Here is a 21,921-nt window from a genome sequence, read left to right on the forward strand (position 1 = left end):
TCCCTTATTTTTTTAGGTAGTTTTCCACTTGAGTAACAGCAGTACCAACTGTTTGTACCACTGCCTTAAGCTTATCTTTACTTACACCAAACTTATTTGCCCAATAATCTACCTCATAACTTTCATTGATATTGATCCGAGTACGGTCGGCAATACCGGTTTTCTGTTTATTATCCATAATAACATTTGATTAGACTTTAGTAAAACAGCTTTAAAACACAAAAGGTTTTAAGCACACTATGGTACTTAAAACCTTTATCTGTCCGGAAAAAAAATATCAATTGATTATCTGTAGCCTTTCCATTTCCTGATCTTCTGCGTAATGATATTTTTTACGGACAGCCAGGTAAAGAACCCTTACCCAAACTATAAAGTAAGGAAAGCTTAATATCGACAGCGATAAGGGATGTGCTTTTGCGAAACCGGGGAACAGCAATAATGGGAAATTGCAGGTAATGAATAACAGTATTGGCAACAATACGTTTTTCATCTTACGATTGTGCTCCTGAACATACCAGATTCCTACTGCAGTGATGGAAATAATATAAGTACAATCTTCCGAGCCGGTGCTAAAAAGAATTGGAAAGATTAACACGGAAGACAAAATCATCAATTGAAATTTTCGTTTGCCGTAGAGCTGGATGTTATTAAAAGGAAGCAGGAATAAAATTGCCCCTAATGTGAGAAAAATATAATTGGGAATAGCCCGATAATTTAAAAGTGACCGGAAAAAGCCCATAATGGAAATATCAGAAGATCCTCCAACTATATTTTGCACGTTTTTGGAGATTAAAGAATCCTTCCAATCTAAGTAAGAATGTGATACAAATTCTGGTGATGCGAAAAGCATGGGTAAGCAATAGAATATTATGCTCCACACGATCAACCAAGCAATGTACGCTGGTTTATTCTTCGCAAAGCAGAAAAACACCAATCCTACGCCGCCATAAAGCTTAACAAAAGCACCCAAAATCAAACACATGGCAGACCAAATGCCATTGTTTCTGTTCATGAGGGTGTAACTTAAGATCATTAATGCGCCTGCTCCAGCATTAAATTGCTGGTTAAGCATAGATTCAATTAAACAAGGAATGGCAATGTAACCAATGATGACCCTTTTTTCTTCACTAAGTGGTAAGGTTTGTATAGCTCTGAAAAGGAAAAAGCAATTAAACAGATTCCAAAGTAATAAACCAAACCAATTTGGAAATAGCGCAAAAGGAGCAATAATTAAACTAAAAACCGGGCCGTAGTGATTGGCATCCTCATGATAAGCGGGATAAGCTGCGTAAAGCGATTGTTGATGAGTTAGATTTCGAAAGGTATTTTCAAAAATAAGATAATTATTTAACCGGTTACTGACCCATGAATCAATTACAAATATGAGGGTTACCAAAACCCAAAATATGAGTACTACCCGGTTATCATTATAAAATTTAAGGCGCGCGCAATCACGCAGCAATTTGGTTAGAGGATGATTATTCATTGTAAAATTCACATTACAATACAATAATAAGGAAGATTAATTATTTTTTCATATAATTGTAAAATAAATGTTACCCAAATTAGGAATAGCTGTAAATCAACAATTTATAGCTACATTTAAGTGATTTATTAAGTTAAATCATCGTACTTATCTTGTTTTTATTAACCCGTAATAAACCTATTGATGGAAAATCAAAATCATCCCAGCATTCCTCAATCCGAACTGGTTGAAATTGCCGACGAACAAGAACGTAATTATTGGGCCGCTAAACTAGGTGTTAGCTGCGAAACGTTAAAATCTGCTGTAAGAGCTATTCACAGTATGGAATTTTCCAGACTAAAGGAATACTTAAGCATCAAAAAAGTAACATCAAGTAGTTCGTTTTAAACTATTTGGGTTTTACTAATTAAGGCAAAAGAGATAAAATGCCCTAATTAGTTTTTCTTTTCTACATCGTTAAAACGATTTTCCCCACTGTTCTGCCACTTTCTATATGTTGATGTGCTGCTGACATCTCCTCTAAAGGATATATTTTATCTATATGAGAACGAAGTCTGCCTTCAGCCAACAGATCAGCTATTACCTGCATATCTTCAGCACTCGATTTAGCCCTCATAACATATCCATGTTTATTAGCTGCCTTTGCTTTCTCGGCTACCAGTTCGTTCATACCTGAAGGAATACAAACAATGGTACCTCCATCCTTCATTACTTTAAGTGATCGGTCAATATATTCACCACCTATTGCATCGAGCACGAAATCTATGTCACTTGTAACTTCTTCAAAAGGTTTGTTCTTATAATCAATGTGTTCATCTGCACCCAGGGAAAGTACAAAATCGCGATTTGCCGCAGATGAAGTACCCACAACATAAGCACCTAAATATTTAGCTAACTGAACTGCATAGTGCCCAACACCTCCGGATGCTGCATGAATCAATACCCGATCACCCGTCTTTATCTTAACAAACTGCGTTAAGGCCTGCAATGCAGTTAAACCGGCCACAGTTGCCGGGGCTGCTTCTACATGACTTACTGACTCAGGCTTCAAAACCAATTGGTCAGCGGCTGCAGCAACATATTCTGCATAAGCTTTACCCAACTTTGGGAAAGCGATCATACCAAAAACCTCATCGCCAACCTTAAAACTACTTACTGATCCGCCTACCTGGACTACTATTCCCGAAATATCCCAACCTAAAACAGCCGGCATTTCATCCTTTATTAAAGGGGCAATTCCCCTCCCCGCTCGTGTTTTTACATCTATTGGGTTAATACTAATGGCTTTGGTTTGGATCAAAACCTCACTCTCTGAAATTTCAGGAACAGGCAGATCAATCTGTTCCAATTGATCTACTGCACCAAAATCTTTTAAAATTATTGCTTTCATTATTTTGTCTTAGATAAAATGACCCATACGTTGGATATAGTTAAGCCAGTTGCTTAACGAATAAAATTTTGATAAAGGCTATTGTATGCGGCTTTACTAAAATCACACCAGCCCTTCGTGTAAGTGGGATTACAGCCATTGGTAATCACAACAATGCCAAATTTTTCTTTGGGACTGAAAAACATGGTACTGTACAACCCATAGGCCGATCCGGTATGTCCCTTTAAATTAACGCCATCAACCAGATCATCAACACTTCTTAATGCCAGGCCGTAACCTTCTTCATCTGTAATTTTAGTTTGCATCAATTTGGCGTGTCGTTTAGAAATTATCCTATGTTTATTGCCTGTACCATAATTCATGTGCATCATCATGTATCGGGCCAGATCTGTTGCCGAAATTTTCATCCCACCTGTTGGTGAAAAAATTGGCGTGCTATACCCCATTATATAATTGGCAATTTCGGTACGTCTTGGTGCATAGGCTGCAGGAGCAATACTAAAAGACTTATTATCTGCATGATACTCATATAAATTCACAAATCTGGAACCATCCAAAGAATCTACGCAATAGCCCGCATATAAATCAAGCGGATTTAAAATGTGCTTCTTAATATACTGGTCAAAGCGTTCTCCGGATATTTTTTCGATAATGGTGCCAATAAGGTTAAAATTAAGATTACAATATTCGTACTTTGAGCCCGGCTCATAATTATTGTAACATTTTGCCCAATTCGGATTTTTATCCGGATTAATCAAGTCTAAATTCAGATAACCTTCACTATCATTTAAACTTGAAGTATGGGAAAGTGCCATCTTTAAAGTAATTACCTTTTCCGGGAAGTTGGGATTGCGAATCTTAAAACCTATCAAGTCGCCAAAATCATCATCCAAAGTAATTTTACCTGCTTCGACCAGTTGCATAATCGCAGTAGCAGAAAAAGACTTGGATATGGATGCAATTCTGAAGATATCCTGGTTTGACAATGCAATTTTATGGTCTAAGTCTTTTAAACCAAACGAATGGGCATAAACGAGTTTATTGCCTTTAACTACCGCAACAGAAGCTCCAACAGCTTCATATTTCTTCATTACTGCTTCAAAATCCGATTCTGCTTTGCTGTTTTGTGCAAAAAGCAGATTTATATTAAGCGTAAATAAGAAGATAAAAACCAGAAAGGATTGAAGAGATTTCATATTGCTCCGTTTAAGATTATAAATATTATAAAATCAGCTGGTCAACACAATTTATCTCGATAAAGTTACTTCGCGTCGTTTACTTCAAGCCAGTGTCCGTCAGGGTCTTTGAAGTAAATTTGTTTCACCCCATCTGCGCGATGGGTTATTCCACCTGATTCTCCGGCCCAGCTTTCAAATTTAATGCTGGCCGATTGCAATTCTTTTATAAATTCGTTGATATCGGCTACACTAAAGCACAAGTGATTATTTCTATCAAACTGCTGATTAGCCTTCTCACCCTCAATAAGGTGAAGCTGCCCTGCATGCCCCAGACTAAACCAGGTGTGCTTGCCGTCCTTAAAGGGCTCAGGAATTATCTTTAAATCAAAAACTGATTCGTAAAATTGGGTAGACTGAGTTAAACTGGATACATAAACTGCAATGTGATTAAGCACTGCAGGAGAATTTTTCTGCGCCATTGTTTTTTGATTAATAAAAGCAAGCATTGCCAGAACAATGCAAAAAGTTCTGATTGTCTTCATGCTTAAATATGCAAATTTTAATCAAACTTCGATCGAAAAAATTTAAAACTTAATTAAAAATTGAGGCAAACAATTCATTGGATTTTAAACCAGCTTCATGATCATAAATATGTGAAGTAGCCATGAGCTCATTTATGTCAAATTTAGAAACAAAGTCCTCCAATTTATTTTTAATGGTTTCGGGTGTACCAATAAAAGAATATTCGAGCATACTTTCTACGCCCTGCTGTTCAAACTCATCCCAAACCTGATTGATATGGTCAACAGGTGGCTGAAGCAGGCTTCTTTTCCCGGTAATTACGCCTAAAAACATCTGTTTTACAGAGGTTGCAAGGTATTCAGCTTCATCATTAGAATTAGCTGCAACAACATTTACGCAGGCCATTAAATAAGGTTTATCCAAATATTTAGAAGGCTTAAAATTTTGCTTGTAATAAGTTGCGGCCTGAGCAAAATAACTAGGTGCAAAATGACTGGCAAAAGCATAAGGCAACCCCTTTTCAGCGGCCAGCCGGGCACTGTCCATACTTGAACCTAAAACCCAGATTGGAATCTCTAAGCCCTCTCCCGGAACTGCTCTCACATTACTATATTGATTATCTGTTGAAAACAACAACTGAAGTTTCTCAATATCCCGGGGGAAATGATGCACAGCATGCACATTCTCTCCACGGATAGCCATAGCCGTTACCTGATCGGTTCCAGGGGCGCGGCCTAAGCCTAAATCGATGCGGTTAGGATATAAGGATGCCAATGTTCCGAATTGTTCTGCTATAATTAAAGGAGCGTGATTGGGTAGCATGATCCCTCCCGAACCTACTCTGATGGTTTGGGTTCCTCCAGCAACATAACCAATTAAGATAGATGTAGCAGAACTTGCAACACTAATCATATTATGGTGTTCTGCGAACCAATATCTTTTATACCCCAAACGCTCTGATTGTTGTGCAAGTGCCAAACTTTTCGGGAATGTCTCGGTAGGAGTTTCTCCTGCCCTAACGGTAGCTAAATCTAATATGGAATAGGAAATATTTTTTAACGGCGACATACTTATTCTTTAATTATTGGTGCCGTAAAAATATGTTTTTAAACAAAGAAGAATATTTAATGAGTCGATAAATGACAGTTGCTGAACATTACCAAGGCCTAATGGCAAAGCATTGACATTTGCCTAAATTATTCTATCCCCTTAAATATATTAATGGCTGCTGTACTCCACCGAAGGTATCCTAACTCGGCACAAACCTTCGCAACGTAGTTTTCAATATCTTCGGATACATCATTTACCACACGCCATCTGATTTTATATTTAGGATTATAGCTCATATATACAACTACATCTTCATTTCGCTGACCAATTGCCTCCAGCGACTGCAGATGGATGGCTTGCAAATCAGCAGCAGCCACACGAAGTCTTTCATTCATAATTTTCCCTAATGAAGCATCAGGTTTAAAATCCGTTTCAAAAATGGGTAATACGGTAACAATCATATCCATCAAATTTAATCAGCAAAAAAGCTTCGATAGCAGAACAAATTTATACTAATTTTTTTAGTATTTAAAATTTATTCCATATTTTTTAACTAAAAAAATACACCAGGCAATTTCGGCAATCGAAAAAGCGATCGGATAGGATTATAGTAAAGTTATAAGGAGCCAGGTTAATGCTGCACCCAAAAGAAAAAATCCCGACCGGATGAAAATCTGATTAAAATTAGATTGTTTAAGGAGTTCAACCTGTTCCTGATATTGACGGATAACGTTCTCCATCTGTTCCATTTTCTCCTTATTGGTTCGGTTGATGCTGCTGAGGTTTAAATTTTCTGTTTGAAGTTCCTGTAAACCTTTTCCAGCAGTTTCCTGTAATTGTTTTAGCTCAAATCGGCGCATAAAGCCACCTTCACTCATAAACATGTTTACACCGGATTGCTTTCCAATCATGGCAGGCAATGCATAACCTTCTACTTCTCCAATGAGCGTAATTAATTGCAACTGAGCTAACAGCCCCAGATAATCTGCAGCCAAAATATCATTGCCTCTAAAAATTTTACTTACCCGGTCTGTCTTGATGTACGCTTCATCTTTAAATTCTTTCAAAATATTATCAAGAAGTTCACATTTTGCCGAGGTAAGCGTTATTGAGAGATTATCCATAAGGTTATTCTGCTAAAATATAAAAGGCACATTGATTAAAAAGGAAGTTTCAAGGTGAACATCACTCTTTTTAGGAATAAATGAACTTTCTATGGATTCTAAACAGGATGAATTTGATTATTTTACAAAAAAACGATTTTCATTGCCTTTCTCCAAGTCGTAAAATAACTTTATTCTTTTTTTATTGTAATCCAAACTGGCGCATGATCACTGGTTTTCTCCCATCCCCGTACCTGCTTATCCACGCCGGCATCTTTTAATCGGGTAGTCAATTTCGGATTGAGGAGAAAATGATCAATTCTTAGTCCGGCATCCCTGCCGTAGGCATTGCGAAAATAATCCCAAAAAGTGTAGATTTTTTGATCAGGATGAAGTGTTCGCAGCGCATCTGTCCAGCCCTGCTGCATTAAACCAGAAAAAGCTTCACGTGTTTCGGGCCTGAATAACGCATCTTCTATCCAGCGTTCAGGTTTATAAACATCTATATCAGTAGGAATTACATTATAATCTCCACAAAGCACAACAGGTAAATCGTAAGTCAGTAACTTTTGGGCATGCAGTTTAAACCTTTCGAACCAGCTTAATTTATAGTCAAATTTTGGCCCTGGGGCCGGGTTACCATTAGGAAGATAAAGACAGCCCACGATTATCCCGCCAACATTGGCTTCAATATACCTGCTTTGGATATCTTCATCATCGCCGTCCAAACCTCTTCGTGTTTCCTGAATCTCCAGGTTTTTAGCCAAAATAGCCACGCCATTCCAGCTTTTCTGTCCATGCCAAATGGCATTATACCCGGCATCATTAATGGCCTGCAAAGGAAACTTCTCTTGCGGGGCCTTCAACTCTTGCAAACAGACAATATCTGGGGCACTTTCTTCAAGCCATCTTAACAATACAGGCAAACGACCGTTAACACCATTTACGTTATAGGTTGCAATTTTCATTTTTTATGAATAGGCCGCTTTTACGACTTATCAATAATGAAAGTACAAAATATTTTGTTCGCAACTAAACATTTTTGTATAGTTAAGAAAATAGATCAGGTTTAGAGGCCAACTAAAAACAGATTAAATTAAAAAGGATAGCACAAAAAGAAAAAACCCCGATATCCATCGGGGTTGTATCAACTAACCTAAACTTTATAAATACTAACCAAATATTTATAGCGCAAAGATGCTTTGGCTATGTTATTAAAAGATTAAGTTCATGTTATAATTAATGATATAACAAATGGTGATTTCTTATTTATAATTTGGTTTCATTCAGCACTGGTACCTGACTTGCATTTACCTGATGTGTTAAGATTTTCCCATCCTCATTCACCTCAACAATCCGATAACCTTTATAGGTTGTCCCCCAGCTTCCACCAAAATGGGCATCAAAAAAATGAGGTAACTTGGCGGTATAGAAAACTGCATCTAAACTATGATCGTGACCATGAAAAACCGCTTTAACATTGGTATAATCATGAAGTAACTTTATGGTATCCGGGCATTCTACAAATGGGCTTTCAGGCACCCAAAAATGTGGTGGAATATGCATCACGACAAAAACAGTCTGTAAGTTTTTAAACTGATCAAGTGCTTGCTTTAAAAAAACATTATCCGGACAACGATATGTTCCTTTAACATCAGAGGTATTAACCAGTACGAACCCTATTCCATTCTTTTCAAATGAAAAGTTATCTTCATATCCAAATACGTTTTTCCAGGTGGCCGTATCAGCATGATCGTGATTTCCCGGAACGGCATAAAAAGGAACTTTTAGTTTGTCAAAATAATTGTTTTTTACCTCTGATAACAGTTCCGGACGGTCATGAACCAGATCGCCATTAATGATTACAAAATCCAGGGGACTTTGATCATGAGATTGGTTTAACCAACCAATAATATTGTCGTGATCTCTTTTATAATCTGTTTTCGGCTGCCCATAATGCCCATCTGAGGCTATTGCAAAACGTAGTTTTACAGTCCTTTTTTCGGGTAATTCATCGGCCAATTCTGCTGAAAGTACCGGTACTGCAGGAGATAAACCGGCCAACACAATGCTGGCCAAACTGCTTTTAATAAAGAATCTTCTATTCGACATACCTTTTCTTATTTGATTAAAAATAAGACATTTTAGGTATAATGATGAAGCCTTTTACTAAGATTCTATTTAAAAAGACGCTGAGATTAATGAAGATTTGGCAGATAAACTACTGAGCGATAAAATTAATCTTGCCTTGTCCAAACCAATTTGGAAGTAGCGTATCCTAATTCTTCTGCTTTAGCCAGATAATCTTGTTTTATTGATTCAGGAATAGTCCTTTCACGGGAAAGGATCCACATATATTTAAGATTTCTACCTGCAACAAGCGCATATCGATATTCAGGATCAATTGCAATTACGTTATAGCCTGCATAAAAGGGACCAAAAAATGATACTTTCAGTTTAGCCTCGGTATCCCGATCAACAAATTTGGCTTTACCTGTACTTTCTTTCCACTCATTTTTAATGGCGTTGAAACCTCTGTTTACTACCTTAATTGTACCGTCGTTCCGGAGGGAATAATTGGCTGTAACCTGACTTAAATTTCTTTCGAACTTAAAATCCATGCGGGCAATTTCAAACCATTTGCCTAAATATTTATCTTTCTTAAAAGGCTTAACAGCTTTAGCTCCCTTCGGAATAGTGGCACAGGAACTGAAATATATGGTTGCAGCAACCACAGCTGTAGCCGCTAAAATTGTATTTACTTTAGTGCATGTTTTCATATTATTTTACATAACAGCTGGCTGATCAAATGGTTTTTCCACAACGGAAAATGGTTATGCAATTTGGGTTTACCAAAATCCTCCAGGAGATTCATCAGCCAGAACTTACTCAGTTCTACCCAAAAACCTTCGCCAATGCAGCGCACAAAGCCTGCTCACTAAAAAAACAATACAAAACCTGGCTATTATTTGGGCTTTCATTTCCGTGCCAGCAGAAAAATGGCCAATAAAATCATTACGCTGCCAACTATATCCATTGAACCAAAACTAACTTTTAGCCAAAATATAGAGATCAAAGCTGCTGATAAGGGTTCGGCAGAAGCCAGCAAACTGGTAGTTTGTGCTCCAATCCATTTTACAGCTGTAAGATAGGCGTAGAAGGCGATTACACTTCCCAATAAAATAATAAAAGTTATTGAAATACAGGTATCTAAATCCCATATACCCTCTACCTTCCAGGGAACGTGAACAAAGCTAAAGGCAATTCCTCCAATAAGCATAGCCCATCCGATAACGATTATTGCATGATAACGATGTAAGAGCTTAACAGGTTGAATACTATAAAACGCCAGGGCAACCGCTGATGCTATTCCCCAAAACAACGCCAGGCTAGAGATTGAGAGGCTGTTAAAACTACCATGGGTAACCAACAGAAAGGTCCCCGTTATGGCCATAGCGATAGCCAAAATGGTATACATACCAGGTAAACGTTTATTGATGAGAGCCAGATAAATAGCAATCAGCGCAGGCCCCGCATATTGTAGTACAGTAGCTGTGGCCGCATTTGAATGCTGAATCGCAGCAAAGTATGTATACTGCACTAATGGTATACCAATCAGCCCAAATATTAATAAGCTTAAAATATCCTGTTTGTTCTTCCAGATATTGAAAATTGCAGCCCCAAATTTCATGAAACCAAAAGCCAGTAAAATTAATCCTGAGGAAAGGCAACGCACGGTAACCAGCCATGCCGGATTAATGCCCCGACTGTTAAAAATAAATTGACCGAAGGTGCCCGAAACGCCCCAAAGGGTAGCTGCTAATATTGCAAGTAAGAAACCTTTTAATTGATTACCATTTTCCATCAGGAGCAAAACTATTTCAATAAAGGAGAATAATTTTCTCTATTTTGAGGCCACTTTTGCAATTTTGTTTCATCAATTTAAATATTTATGCCTAAGTCTCCAGCATCGTCCAATTCGTTGGATCATTTCGATCTTGCAATTTTAAGAATCCTACAGGAAAATAATTATACACCACAACGGACTATCGCCAATCTTATTAACCTTTCTGCCGCTGCTGTTCATAGAAAGATAAAACGAATGGAAGAAAATGGCACTATCCAAAATCAAATTGCTGTGGCAGATCCAAATAAGGTTTCCATTCCGATTACCATAGTTGTTGAGGTAGAGATGGAAAATGATAAAATTGAACTTGTGCGTAAAACCAAGCAAAAATTTGCCTCAATACCGGCAATACAACAATGCTATTATGTAACAGGAGAAGTAGATTTTATACTGGTTATTAATGTTGCCAATATGACCGCTTATGAAGAACTCACTACCAAACTTTTTTTTGATAATCCTGATATTAAACGCTTCCGTACCTTTGTTACTTTAGATCGGGTAAAAGTAGGTTTAAGCTTACCAATTTAATGGTTGTTTATCAATCGATCATTATTAAACGGTTAAACACCGCCTGACTCTCTGTTGTGCCGCTTGCAGGAAAGCCAACAAATTTCAATGTAAGTTTATCATCTTTGATGTTAAAACTTGCTTTGTCATAAACGCTTTGGTTAACTGCTGTGGTTACCGATTGATCACCACTTCGGCTAACGCTTTCCGTAATGATAATATTTACTGCATTTCCATTAACACTATACTTTCCATGTAGCGAAGTGGAATGCGAGTCATCTATAATCGTAACCATAGAAAAATCCATTCCTACACCAAAAGAGATTCTCCGGTTTACGTCTCCAGGGACTTTTTCTAACCAGTTACCTGTTATACCAGCTAGGGGTACGGGTTCAGGTTTGTCATTCTCCTTTTTACAAGACACAATCATCACAACCAGGATAATCGAGTACATCAATATTTTAAAAGCGTTTTTCATTTGGTTAAGTTTTTTAAAGTTAAACGTTAACAATTGAAATAATGCTACAGTTTAGGGATTAAAAAAGAATAGTGCAATTAAATTTAAATCTGAAACACCTCATCGGCATAAATTAATAAGCTATAGAATTGTTTTTGGTGAAGATGATTTTAAATTCAATTTTTTGGGCTTATCTTGCAGGGCGATTTCATAAAAAGAACCATCCCAATAAATGTTGAAAGCTGCTAAACAAACCGCTTACGAAAACTCCATTGATATCCGATGGATATATACTAAATATGGCGCCATGCTGTTAGGTTATATACAGGGAATTCTGAAACACCAACCAAGTGCAGAAAAGCAACTGATTAAAGTGTTAAGTAGCTATATCTCAAACCATAGCAACCTTACTACTGAAAAGGTAACCTGGTTGCACTTAAGACAATATACCCAACAACAATTGTTGGCATTTGAATTTAAATCACTGGATATACAGCCTCAACACAACAGTAACAAACAGGATGATAGCTCTTTATCCTTACTTACTGAAACAGAGCGCAACATTTTCTCGGAAATTTATTACCACGGAAAAACGGCGACATATTTATCTGGTGTATTAAATCTATCAGAAAACGAGATACGTAGTCAGTTAAAATCTTCTTTAGATAAAATCAGAAATGCCCATGGAAATTAGAACAATAATCGAAAGCGGCCTTTTAGAAACCTATGTAATGGGTATTGCAAGCGAAGAGGAAAAATTGCAGGTAGAACAACTTAGCGTTAGATACCCTGAATTTAAGGAGGCTTTAACCTCACTTGAACTGGACATGGAATTACTGGCACAGCGTATGGCTGTTCCTCCTCCTCCATTAGTTTTTGATAAAATAGAGCAAGAAATAAATGAAATAAAACTGCGAGACCAACACTTACTTAAGATAGATAAACCTGTAGATGACCAAAAAGAAAGACAATCAACAGCAGGCGGTTATATTGAAGTTGAATCTTCATCCAGTCATATGCGTATTCATAAGGCATGGAGATGGGTATTTGCAGCGGTCTTTATTTTAGGGAAGATATTTCTGGGATTCGCCATTTACTATTACCTGGAAAGCAGACAGGCAAAGGAGAAAATAGAAGAATTAAAACAGGAAATTAGAAAAACGACATCATAATTATACCAGGTAATAAATCTTTTTCTATGATAAGATCGTGGATAACTACGCTATCGTGGATAATTTCTTTAAACTGACGTAAAGCTTCCTGCGTTACTTAATAAACAAGGAGGCGTTATGAAAAAGTGCATCTATGTAGTAGAAGATAACATCAATATCAGGGAAATTATTGAATTTCTATTGGTAGAGGAAATGTATGATGTAATTACCTGCCCGAATACGAGGTCGTTTTGGCAGCAAATGAATAAACATCTTCCAGACATGGTGGTGCTGGATGTAATGCTACCGGATGGAAATGGTGTTGAGATCTGTAGTAAGCTAAAGCAAAATGCAAAAACCCATCAAATTCCAGTGATGATGATGTCGGCGGGGAATAATCTCTATAAAATTAAAGCCAAATGTTCTGCTGAGGATTTCATTAATAAACCATTTGACCTGAATGATTTCGCCAACAGGATTGAAAGATATGTTGCCAATTAAAATGCGGCTAGGGAGAAACCTGCAATTTTATCGCATTGAGGTACAGACAGAAACGAATTATCCCATAATAAAACTAGGTCAATTAAGGGAAAGCATTTAGTTTTGTGTTATGGCACAAAATAACATCAGCAAACTCTTACAGAATAAACTGGAGACTTTAAAAATTGAAGTAGAACAAGCGCAGGCAGAACTCAAGAAATGGTCGGATATAGCTGCAGAATATGAAGCAGGACCAGAAAAATTTGAAATGCTATCATCTTTATTTTTCCCGGAATCGGAAGGGAAGAAAGCCAGAAAAGCTAAAGGATAAAATTATTGAGGGAGGATAAAGTTCTCCCTTTTTTTTGCTTAATAATTTGCAAAAAGATAAAGCAGCAGAAACTAAACAAAAAAAGCCACCTTTCAGGTAGCTTTTTTAAGCGGAAAGTGAGGGATTCGAACCCCCGGACCTGTTACAGTCAACAGTTTTCAAGACTGCCGCATTCGACCACTCTGCCAACTTTCCGGAGGCAAAAGTACAAACTAAGTTCATTTCTACAAGTTTTTTTTTGGCTTTTTATTGGCTTCTGAATCAATTAAAGCATGAATCTCCTGATTGCTTGAGGCTTAGCCTGTGATTTTTTTTTGTTTTTTTTCAAATGAGAGGACCCAAAGTGTCTGTTTTACATTCTTTGTTTATCTATTTTCTAATTTAATCATCTAAAGCGTCTAAGAGATTTAGGAATTTCTTATTACAATTTATTTCACATTCACTATTGTCTATGGTCTATTTAATCCTTTGAGACACGCGGATAAAATTTTAAAGTTCGCGTTCATTACCTATTTTTACCCCTTCAACACCTAAATAAACTATATCTTGAAAATCTTCAACCTGATTGCTTGTCTTCTTTTTATTTTTTCGGCTGCACTCCAGTATAATGATCCGGATCCATATATCTGGGTACCGATTTATCTTTATGGAGCCTGGTTCTGCTTCCAGTACTTTAAAGGAAAATATTTCCCTAAAGCTTACCTTGCAGGTATATTAGTATACGCTGTTTACGCAGCATTTCTATTTTTTGATAAAACAGGAGTTATAAACTGGTATCATGATCACCAGGCTGAGAATATTGTTCAAAGCATGAAAGCAACAAAGCCCTGGATTGAAGAAACACGGGAATTTGGCGGCCTACTTATACTGATTATAGTACTGGCTATAGACTACATTAGCCTGAGACGCAAAAAGCCCGCACTGACAAAATAATTTTAAAACAAATCCCGTTCAGGTATAAAATAAGGCGTTAATTTAGATATACTTGAACGGGACGATGATGCTATCATAAGTAGATGAAGAAACTTACCGAACCTGCAAGTACAGGTATCAGTAAGTTTATAATTCCAAAGATTTAGTAAATATGCATGAAGAAAATTTGATTTGTAGCAGTTTTACATATAAAGGAAGATTTCCTTGATAAAAAGGATTAATTTCTACACAAGGAAGCTACAAGCTGATATATTATTTTGCGAATCCTGGTTTATTTTCATATCTCCAGCATGATGGAATATCTTCATTGCATGATATTCAAATTGCATCATATCGGCAAAAACTATAGAAGTTTTTCAGGAATACATCAACTAAAGCAAAAAATTCTTAATAAATAAGCAATAACCACCCAATAAAACGTCAAAAAATTACATAACCAATCAAAAAACTAACATTCCATACAAAAACACGACTTATCACCCCAATGACATTCCAAATATTAAAAACAAAGCATAAAAAAACCACAACAAACTGAAAACAAAGCAATTAAATACACAAAAACTTGATTTTTAATTTGCTTTTAACTATATTTACTTCCATGAACCAGAATAAATCAGTACATTATGAAAAAAGTAGTTTTTTTCTTATTGGTTTGTTTGATTTCCACGTTTGTAATGTGGGCATGCCTCAGCCTATCCGAACCTGAATTAGGCTTAGGAACTGTTATCTTAATTCTTCTTTTTTATTGTTGGTATAATTTTTACGGCTACCGGGGAAAATATAACAGTACGCATTTCAAAGCACAGAGTTGATTGTTGATAATGAAGTCAATGCTGAAATACTTAAGCTGAAAATTTTCAAGTATAAAGATATATGGTACAAATACATGCTTATGCATTTTTGCTACTCACTCTTTGTACCGAAAATAAATTAAGACCGATATGCTTTTAATTGGCGTTTAAGCAACTCTCTGGCGACATGAATACGGGTTTTAACGGTCCCTAATGGTATATTAAGATCTGCTGCTATCTCGTGATATTTATAACCTTCGAAATACCGGCAAAAGCAGTATCTAGCCTCTTCAGGGAGAACAGATAGTGCCCGTTGAATATCTTCCATCATGAATTTAGCATTGCCCCGATTCTCATGCGCGCTATGACTAAGCTGTGCATTTGTTATCTCTGCATCCTGAACGAGTACCGCAGCTCGCTTTTGTTCTCTTCGGTAATCATTGTAAAAGGTATTTTTGAGAATGGTAAAGAGCCAGGCCCGTACGTTACTTCCGGTTTGAAAGCTATCGGAGAAGCGAAAAGCTTTTACAAAAGTATCCTGCACAAGATCAGCAGCTGTTGCTTCATCCCGTGTGTATGATACCGCCTTTTCGTAGAGTGGAAGGTGGTACTGGTAAATTTCTGTATTAAAATTTAAGGTCATATGCTTTAGCTTAATATTTGGATATAAACTGAACAAAATGACCTTAATAGTTGTTATCGGGAAAAATACCCGACTTTTTACGGAATTTTAAATGAAGGTTATAAAACCATAAAAAAGCGCATCATTTGATGTTTTAACGAACAAATCCGTTAAGCACAGAAAAGCGAACGAGATCTGCAGTATTTCGGGTTCCGGTCTTGGCGATCAAGTTTTCGCGCTGCGTTTCTACTGTCCTTCTGCTTAAAAAAAGCTGGTCAGCGATCTCTTGATTGGTGAGCCCTTCTGCGATACCTTTAAGCACTAAGCTTTCCCTTTCGGTTAAAATTAAACGCTGTTTATCATGATAATTTTTACCTCCCAGGTGGCTATTAAACCGCTCCAAAACAGCGATACAAATTGCAGAAGCCAAATACTTTTTTCCTTTTGTTACATGTTTAATGCAAAACAAAAGTTCCTCAGCATCAACACTTTTAGAAAGATAAGCGCTAGCCCCAGCCAGAAATGCATCAGAAGCATATTGCTCATCTTCCATCATAGAGAGACAAATAACATGAACTTTCGGGTCTATTTTTTTGATTTCCCGGATCAAGTTCAATCCGTCTTTTTCCGGTAGAAAAATATCAGAAATCACCACATCAACCTGTTCGTTTTGCTTAAGATAATCCAGGCATTTTGCTGCTTGGTCTGTTTCTAAAACCACATCAATTTCCGCTTGATGTTCCAACATAAATCGGATGGAACTGCGCACAACATGATGGTCATCGACCATAATAATTTTGATCATAAACCAAATATAATATACCGTTGCAAATTTGAAAAACCACTGGTTCCAGTCAGCATGGTGACGGACTTATTTGGGGAGTTCGATGTAAAAAGTACTGCCATTTCCTTCTTCAGATTCAAACCAAACCTGCCCTTTGTGCAAGGCCACAATCGCCTTGATAATCCCCATGCCAAATCCTCCTGTTGGTTCGCCTTTTATCCCTCTACGCAGGGTTTGCGGTAACCGATCAAAAAGACCAGCCTGCAAGTGTTCCGGAATACCAATACCATTATCTCTTACAGACACAATTACTGAATTTTGAAGTTCTTCAATGTGTACACCAATAAACCCATCGGGTTCGGGCGTAAACTTTAGTGCATTAGAAATGAGGTTATTAATTACCTGAAGAAACTTCATCGTATCCAAATGGATGAAAATTTTCTCGCTCGAAGTACTGAATTGAAAAGTCTTTGTTTCAGACAGTTGAGATCTGCGATAAAAGCGCAGCATATCCCTGAGTTCTGCAACAAGATCAGCTCTTTCTTTACCAATTTCTACCTCTGCAGATTTGAGAAACTCCCTGTTAATCATACTTCTTACCAAACGTAAATTACGATCGCAGAGTTCATGGATAAAATCCACCGCTTCCATCATATCATTCTGGCTTCCCCCTCTCAATTGCCGGGCCATGTGGCTGGCCGTCATTTGCATCATCCCCAAGGGCTCCTGTAAATCATGTGCCAATACTTCAAGGGTTATATTTTTCCGTGCATTAATCTGTTCAATGTGGATTTTATTATGCCGCATTACAGTAATATCTTCCATCATACCACAAAGCAAAAGCTCTCCACCATTATCAATGGGAAAAATATTAGTCCTGATATATTTTTCGGCACCAGCTACCGATAACCTGAATTCATACTTCTTGGCCTGGTTATCGCTAAGGCATTCCAGATAGCAATCCTTTACATGCTCCTTATCTTCGGAATGTATTTGTTGCCACAAAACCTGCGGATTATTCTTTATGATTGTTGTTGATATCCCCCATATATCAGCGAAGGCATCATTAAGGTATTCAAAATTCTTACCTATAGGATGAAAAATAAAATATCCATCCCTGGATAAACTACCCATTTCTACGAAAATCGAAGTGTTGACCATAGACATACAAAACGTAGTTTTATAATTCGATTTTATCATCAATCGATCTATTTCACAAACAGCTGAGCAGGCAAATAGTTTTGATACAAAAAAGGTGTTCCAAATTGAAACACCTTATAATCACTTTTGAGCGGATTGCTTAAAGAACCTGCTAAAGAACAACATCTGATAATTAATGGCATTGCCCCAATATTCCCAATTGTGTATTCCGGGCCGGATAATGAAATCGTGCGGAATATTTCTTTCCAATAATTTATCATGGAGATTCACATTCACTTTATAGAAGAAATCATTGTAGCCACAATCTATAATGATGAAGAGTTTATTTGGTATTAGTAAGTGAGTAAGATTAATGACTGTATTAGCTTCCCAACGATCGGGATATTCGCTGTATTTCCCCAATCGTTTAGCAATATCCCAATTCTCTGGAAAGGGACGGATGTCTACACCACCACTCATACTGCCACAGGCACCAAAAATATCCTGGTGACGAAAGGCAAGATATAATGCACCATGCCCACCCATGCTTAAACCTGTTATGGCGCGACCTTTCCTGTCTTTTATCGTAGCATAATGCTCGTCAACATATTTGACCAATTCCTTTGATATGTAGGTTTCATACTGATAAGCAGGATCAACAGGGCTATCGAAATACCAGCTGGTTACACCACCATCAGGGCAGACTACAATCATATTCAGTTCATCCGACAATCGCTTTACCGTTTCTCTATCAGGCACTTTAGTTAACCATCCAGAATATTTATCTCCGGCTCCGTGTAAAAGATATAAAGTTGGGAATGCTTTAGATTCCAAATAGCCGGCTGGCCTTACGATAACAGCCTTAATATCTTTTTTCATGATATTGCTATGGGTCAGTACGGTATCGACACTAGCAGCGTAGGTATTGGATAAAAATATGATCAGGGCAATTAAAGTAGCCGTTAAAAATTTAGGGATGTTTTTCATGACTTTAAATATAGACTATCTGAGAGTTAGTAGCAAGTATTCTATTGTCAGCGAGTCAGTGATATTAGGTTAAGAGATAAGTTCATGGTCTGTGATTTACAGACCATCGGTGGTAGTTTGGTTAACCGTACATAAATTAATTGTATGATCCCTGAGTCACGGACCATGGACCAGCTGATAGATTAAAGTCCCCCTTTTAAGCTATAAGAATTTATACCTGATGCACTTCGATGCAGGAAAACTGCCATCTTGCTTTTCTGTCCGGTTTGGCAGCAAAAGACTATTTTTCTATCTTTCGGAAGCTCGTCCAGGCGTTCCTGCAATTCATACCAGGGTATATTAATCCCCCCAATATTTAAGGCTTCAAATTCATGCTCCATGCGAACATCTACCAAGCAGACTGGATTAGACACATCCAGTTTCCATGCATCAAATGTAGCCCGATCGATTTCGATGAGCTCATCAGGTTTTACCTCAGCACCCACCTGTTGAACCACTGTTTCGACAGTTTTTGGGATATCATAAAGCAATGTTCTATTATTTAATATATCTACCGTTTTTAATTTTCCAGCCAGCACCTCTCCTTTTCCAGTAATCACCTTAATAACTTCAACAGCCATGTAAGAGCCAATAATACCGGGTAACACCCCTATTACTCCAATATCAGAACAATTGGGAACTTCATCTTCTGCTGGAGGCTCGGGGAATAGGTTACTATATCCTGAGGCTCCCTGATAGTGAAAAACGGACAGCTGACCTTCGAACTTGAAAATTGATCCAAATACCAGTGGCTTTTTAAGTGTAGCACAAACGGCATCCACCAGGTATCGGGTGGGGAAATTATCCGAACCATCAACAATTATGTCATATTGTAAAAATATACTGTTGGCATTTTCAGTTGTTAATCGTGCGGGATAAGGAGTAATTTCTACATACGGATTGAGTATAGCTAATTTCTCCGCAGCTACTTCTACCTTCTTTCTTCCTATATCGTTTTCTGAATAGAGTATTTGTCGGTGTAAATTGCTTATATCAACTACATCATCATCTATTAATCCAATTTTTCCAACACCGGCCACAGCCAGATACTGTAGCATTGGGCAGCCCAGGCCACCCGCTCCAATAATCAATACTTTAGCCTTTTTTAGTTCTTCCTGAGCACTAATTCCAAATTCTGGCAACAGGATTTGCCTGTTATAGCGTTGAAGTTCTACTTTTGTAAACATCTTTATGGATTTAATACACTATCCCAATCTTTCCAAACTGGCTCGTATCCAGCTTTTCTGATCATATCGGCAATCTCTGTGGCACTCCGTTCGTCGGAAATTTCAAATTGTTCTAAAGATTCTGGTTCAACAGCATATCCCCCCGGGTTAGTTTTTGATCCAGCACTCATAGAAGTAATTCCTAATTTAAGTACATTATTTCTAAAGGCTATCGTTTCCCGGGTAGATAATGAAAGTTCTACTTCCTGATTGAAAATCCTGTAAGCGCAAATTAATTGTACCAGTTCCCGATCATTCATATTTACTTTGGGTTCCAAGCCACCGCTAAATGGTCTGAGCCTTGGGAAGGAAAGACTATATTTACTCTGCCAGTATCGTTTTTCTAAGTAGGATAAATGCAGTGCAGTAAAAAAAGAGTCTGTTCGCCAATCCTCCAGGCCAATCAGTACGCCCAAACCCATCTTGTGTATTCCCGCTGCTCCCAGTCGATCAGGGGTTTCCAGTCGATAGTCGAAATTGGACTTCTTCCCCTTGGGATGATGTTTACGGTAATCTTCCTGATGATAGGTTTCCTGATAAACCAAAACTGTATTTAAGCCAAGTGGAATTAATCGCTCATAATCTGGTACATCCATGGGCTGAACTTCCATAGAAATATGAGAAAAATGCGGCTTGATTAAATTCAATACCTTTTCAAAATAATCTACATGAACGGTTTGGTTTGCCTCACCTGTAACCAGAAGTACATGGTTGTACCCCATGTCTTTAATTACCGCAACCTCCTGCATAATCTCCATCGGGCTGAGTGTTTTCCGCTTAACCTTATTATCATAACTAAAGCCACAATACGTACATATATTATTACACTCATTGGAAAGATAAAGTGGCACATACATTTGAATAACCTTGCCGTAACGCTGAAGAGTAAGCTGATTACTTAACTGCGCCATATTTTCTAAATACGGTGCTGCCGCGGGCGATACGAGCGCCATAAAATCGTCCAATGATCGCTGGGGAGCGGTAAGCGCACGTTCTACATCCTTAGCTGTGGAATCGTAAATCTTTTCCTTACTTTCCTGCCAGCTGTATTGGTAAAAAACATCTTTAAAACTAGTCATTTAAAAAGGAGGTTAAAGGGCTTGTGGAAATGGCTTCCGATTGAACACGGCCGAGCCCAGATTCATATGCAAGTCTTCCGGCTTCTACCGCCATTTTGAAAGCCCTGGCCATTTCGATTGGGTTTGCAGCACTCGCAATTGCTGTATTTACCAGTACTGCATCGGCGCCCATTTCCATTGCCTTTGCGGCATCAGATGGTGCACCAATTCCGGCATCAATGATTACTGGAACATTGCTTTGAGCGATGATAATTTCGAGGAAATCGAAGGTTTTTAACCCTTTATTACTACCTATCGGAGAACCTAAAGGCATAACCGCAGCCGTTCCTACTTCTTCCAGCCGTTTACAGAGTACCGGATCGGCATGGATGTAAGGCAACACCACAAAACCCAGTGCGGCAAGTTGTTCTGTTGCTTTCAGAGTTTCAATTGGATCGGGCATTAAGTATTTAGGATCAGGATGAATTTCGAGTTTAATCCAATTCGTTTCAAGGGCTTCCCGGGCCAATTGGGCGGCGAAAACTGCTTCTCTGGCATTGCGTACACCCGAAGTATTAGGTAACAGATGGATATGCGGATGTTTCAAATGATTCAGAATATCATCGCTGGTATCATTCATATCTACACGTTTCAAAGCTACCGTAACCAACTCAGAATCAGACGCCAAAAGTGCATTTTCCATTTCTATGGATGAACTAAATTTACCCGTACCGGTAAATAATCTCGATTGAAATATTTTATCTGCTATTTTTAACATG

General features: G+C 37.8%; 27 protein-coding genes and 1 tRNA gene. 7 read left to right on the plus strand and 21 right to left on the minus strand.

Annotated elements, in window-relative coordinates; genetic code table 11:
* Positions 1-4: 4 nt before the first annotated feature.
* The gene (locus ACQY77_RS03540; protein ID WP_421939365.1) at positions 5-178 is read right to left on the minus strand and encodes a DUF3606 domain-containing protein; all 174 of its coding nucleotides are present in this window, start codon (positions 176-178) and stop codon (positions 5-7) included.
* A 99-nt stretch (positions 179-277) separates the two neighbouring features.
* Positions 278-1,486 carry a glycosyltransferase family 87 protein gene (locus tag ACQY77_RS03545; RefSeq protein ID WP_421939364.1) on the minus strand — a complete coding sequence of 403 codons (1,209 nt, stop codon included), beginning with the start codon at positions 1,484-1,486 and terminating at the stop codon, positions 278-280.
* 183 nt (positions 1,487-1,669) lie between these two features.
* Between ACQY77_RS03545 and ACQY77_RS03550 the strand changes: the two genes are divergently transcribed.
* On the plus strand, positions 1,670-1,873 hold the full coding sequence (locus tag ACQY77_RS03550; protein WP_421939363.1) for a DUF3606 domain-containing protein: 204 nt from the start codon (positions 1,670-1,672) through the stop codon (positions 1,871-1,873).
* Positions 1,874-1,934: 61 nt separating this feature from the next.
* Here the strand turns inward: ACQY77_RS03550 and ACQY77_RS03555 are convergent, their stop codons facing one another.
* From ACQY77_RS03555 to ACQY77_RS03600, 10 genes are all read right to left on the minus strand, one after another.
* Positions 1,935-2,876: an NADP-dependent oxidoreductase gene (locus tag ACQY77_RS03555; RefSeq protein WP_421939362.1), complete on the minus strand. Its 942-nt coding sequence runs from the start codon at positions 2,874-2,876 to the stop codon at positions 1,935-1,937.
* Positions 2,877-2,929: 53 nt separating this feature from the next.
* On the minus strand, positions 2,930-4,072 hold the full coding sequence (locus ACQY77_RS03560) for a serine hydrolase domain-containing protein (protein ID WP_421939361.1): 1,143 nt from the start codon (positions 4,070-4,072) through the stop codon (positions 2,930-2,932).
* A gap of 65 nt (positions 4,073-4,137) precedes the next feature.
* Positions 4,138-4,596 (minus strand): VOC family protein, encoded by a 459-nt coding sequence (locus ACQY77_RS03565; protein WP_421939360.1) that lies wholly within the window; start codon positions 4,594-4,596, stop codon positions 4,138-4,140.
* Positions 4,597-4,645: 49 nt separating this feature from the next.
* On the minus strand, positions 4,646-5,644 hold the full coding sequence (locus tag ACQY77_RS03570) for an LLM class flavin-dependent oxidoreductase (RefSeq protein WP_421939359.1): 999 nt from the start codon (positions 5,642-5,644) through the stop codon (positions 4,646-4,648).
* Positions 5,645-5,772: 128 nt separating this feature from the next.
* A complete protein-coding gene (locus tag ACQY77_RS03575) occupies positions 5,773-6,087 on the minus strand; it encodes a hypothetical protein (protein WP_421939358.1) in 315 nt (104 codons plus the stop codon).
* Between the two features lie 144 nt (positions 6,088-6,231).
* A complete protein-coding gene (locus ACQY77_RS03580) occupies positions 6,232-6,750 on the minus strand; it encodes a hypothetical protein (RefSeq protein WP_421939357.1) in 519 nt (172 codons plus the stop codon).
* A gap of 170 nt (positions 6,751-6,920) precedes the next feature.
* On the minus strand, positions 6,921-7,697 hold the full coding sequence (gene xth, locus ACQY77_RS03585; RefSeq protein ID WP_421939356.1) for an exodeoxyribonuclease III: 777 nt from the start codon (positions 7,695-7,697) through the stop codon (positions 6,921-6,923).
* Positions 7,698-7,998: 301 nt separating this feature from the next.
* Positions 7,999-8,841, minus strand: coding sequence for a metallophosphoesterase family protein (locus tag ACQY77_RS03590; protein ID WP_421939355.1), 843 nt, complete (start codon positions 8,839-8,841; stop codon positions 7,999-8,001).
* Between the two features lie 125 nt (positions 8,842-8,966).
* Positions 8,967-9,509, minus strand: coding sequence for a lipocalin family protein (locus tag ACQY77_RS03595; RefSeq protein ID WP_421939354.1), 543 nt, complete (start codon positions 9,507-9,509; stop codon positions 8,967-8,969).
* 197 nt (positions 9,510-9,706) lie between these two features.
* The gene (locus tag ACQY77_RS03600) at positions 9,707-10,594 is read right to left on the minus strand and encodes a DMT family transporter (protein ID WP_421939353.1); all 888 of its coding nucleotides are present in this window, start codon (positions 10,592-10,594) and stop codon (positions 9,707-9,709) included.
* An 87-nt stretch (positions 10,595-10,681) separates the two neighbouring features.
* On the opposite strand from ACQY77_RS03600, the gene ACQY77_RS03605 reads away from it, so the two are divergent.
* Positions 10,682-11,164, plus strand: a complete 483-nt coding sequence (locus tag ACQY77_RS03605; protein WP_421939352.1) for an Lrp/AsnC family transcriptional regulator — start codon at positions 10,682-10,684, stop codon at positions 11,162-11,164.
* A 10-nt stretch (positions 11,165-11,174) separates the two neighbouring features.
* On the opposite strand, the gene ACQY77_RS03610 is transcribed toward ACQY77_RS03605, so the two are convergent.
* Positions 11,175-11,621, minus strand: a complete 447-nt coding sequence (locus ACQY77_RS03610) for a hypothetical protein (protein ID WP_421939351.1) — start codon at positions 11,619-11,621, stop codon at positions 11,175-11,177.
* Positions 11,622-11,832: 211 nt separating this feature from the next.
* Here ACQY77_RS03610 and ACQY77_RS03615 point away from each other — a divergent pair, with 211 nt between their 5' ends.
* The 4 genes from ACQY77_RS03615 to ACQY77_RS03630 all read left to right on the plus strand — a co-directional run bounded on the left by ACQY77_RS03615 (position 11,833) and on the right by ACQY77_RS03630 (position 13,562).
* On the plus strand, positions 11,833-12,294 hold the full coding sequence (locus ACQY77_RS03615; RefSeq protein WP_421939350.1) for a sigma factor-like helix-turn-helix DNA-binding protein: 462 nt from the start codon (positions 11,833-11,835) through the stop codon (positions 12,292-12,294).
* A complete protein-coding gene (locus tag ACQY77_RS03620) occupies positions 12,284-12,772 on the plus strand; it encodes a hypothetical protein (protein WP_421939349.1) in 489 nt (162 codons plus the stop codon). Before ACQY77_RS03615 ends, ACQY77_RS03620 begins: the two co-directional genes overlap by 11 nt.
* Positions 12,773-12,889: 117 nt before the next feature.
* On the plus strand, positions 12,890-13,252 hold the full coding sequence (locus tag ACQY77_RS03625; protein ID WP_421939348.1) for a response regulator transcription factor: 363 nt from the start codon (positions 12,890-12,892) through the stop codon (positions 13,250-13,252).
* Between the two features lie 109 nt (positions 13,253-13,361).
* Positions 13,362-13,562 (plus strand): hypothetical protein, encoded by a 201-nt coding sequence (locus ACQY77_RS03630; RefSeq protein WP_090888861.1) that lies wholly within the window; start codon positions 13,362-13,364, stop codon positions 13,560-13,562.
* 110 nt (positions 13,563-13,672) lie between these two features.
* On the opposite strand, the gene ACQY77_RS03635 is transcribed toward ACQY77_RS03630, so the two are convergent.
* A tRNA-Ser gene (locus ACQY77_RS03635) sits at positions 13,673-13,757 on the minus strand.
* 351 nt (positions 13,758-14,108) lie between these two features.
* On the opposite strand from ACQY77_RS03635, the gene ACQY77_RS03640 reads away from it, so the two are divergent.
* A complete protein-coding gene (locus tag ACQY77_RS03640) occupies positions 14,109-14,495 on the plus strand; it encodes a transmembrane 220 family protein (protein WP_421939347.1) in 387 nt (128 codons plus the stop codon).
* 930 nt (positions 14,496-15,425) lie between these two features.
* Here the strand turns inward: ACQY77_RS03640 and ACQY77_RS03645 are convergent.
* From ACQY77_RS03645 to ACQY77_RS03675, 7 genes are all read right to left on the minus strand, one after another.
* Positions 15,426-15,929 carry a sigma-70 family RNA polymerase sigma factor gene (locus tag ACQY77_RS03645; RefSeq protein WP_421939346.1) on the minus strand — a complete coding sequence of 168 codons (504 nt, stop codon included), beginning with the start codon at positions 15,927-15,929 and terminating at the stop codon, positions 15,426-15,428.
* A gap of 133 nt (positions 15,930-16,062) precedes the next feature.
* Positions 16,063-16,713, minus strand: a complete 651-nt coding sequence (locus ACQY77_RS03650) for a response regulator (RefSeq protein WP_421939345.1) — start codon at positions 16,711-16,713, stop codon at positions 16,063-16,065.
* 66 nt (positions 16,714-16,779) lie between these two features.
* On the minus strand, positions 16,780-17,859 hold the full coding sequence (locus ACQY77_RS03655) for a PAS domain-containing sensor histidine kinase (protein WP_421939344.1): 1,080 nt from the start codon (positions 17,857-17,859) through the stop codon (positions 16,780-16,782).
* 114 nt (positions 17,860-17,973) lie between these two features.
* A complete protein-coding gene (locus ACQY77_RS03660) occupies positions 17,974-18,819 on the minus strand; it encodes an alpha/beta hydrolase (RefSeq protein ID WP_421939343.1) in 846 nt (281 codons plus the stop codon).
* Positions 18,820-19,001: 182 nt separating this feature from the next.
* Positions 19,002-20,045 carry a ThiF family adenylyltransferase gene (locus ACQY77_RS03665; RefSeq protein ID WP_421939342.1) on the minus strand — a complete coding sequence of 348 codons (1,044 nt, stop codon included), beginning with the start codon at positions 20,043-20,045 and terminating at the stop codon, positions 19,002-19,004.
* Between the two features lie 2 nt (positions 20,046-20,047).
* Positions 20,048-21,163: a 2-iminoacetate synthase ThiH gene (gene thiH / locus ACQY77_RS03670; RefSeq protein WP_421939341.1), complete on the minus strand. Its 1,116-nt coding sequence runs from the start codon at positions 21,161-21,163 to the stop codon at positions 20,048-20,050.
* Positions 21,156-21,920, minus strand: a complete 765-nt coding sequence (locus tag ACQY77_RS03675) for a thiazole synthase (protein ID WP_421939340.1) — start codon at positions 21,918-21,920, stop codon at positions 21,156-21,158. The genes thiH and ACQY77_RS03675 overlap by 8 nt, the downstream gene beginning before the upstream one ends.
* Position 21,921: the final 1 nt, after the last annotated feature.

The sequence above is a fragment of the Pedobacter sp. genome (assembly GCF_965279535.1).
In the GTDB taxonomy this organism is placed as follows: Bacteria; Bacteroidota; Bacteroidia; order Sphingobacteriales; family Sphingobacteriaceae; genus Pedobacter.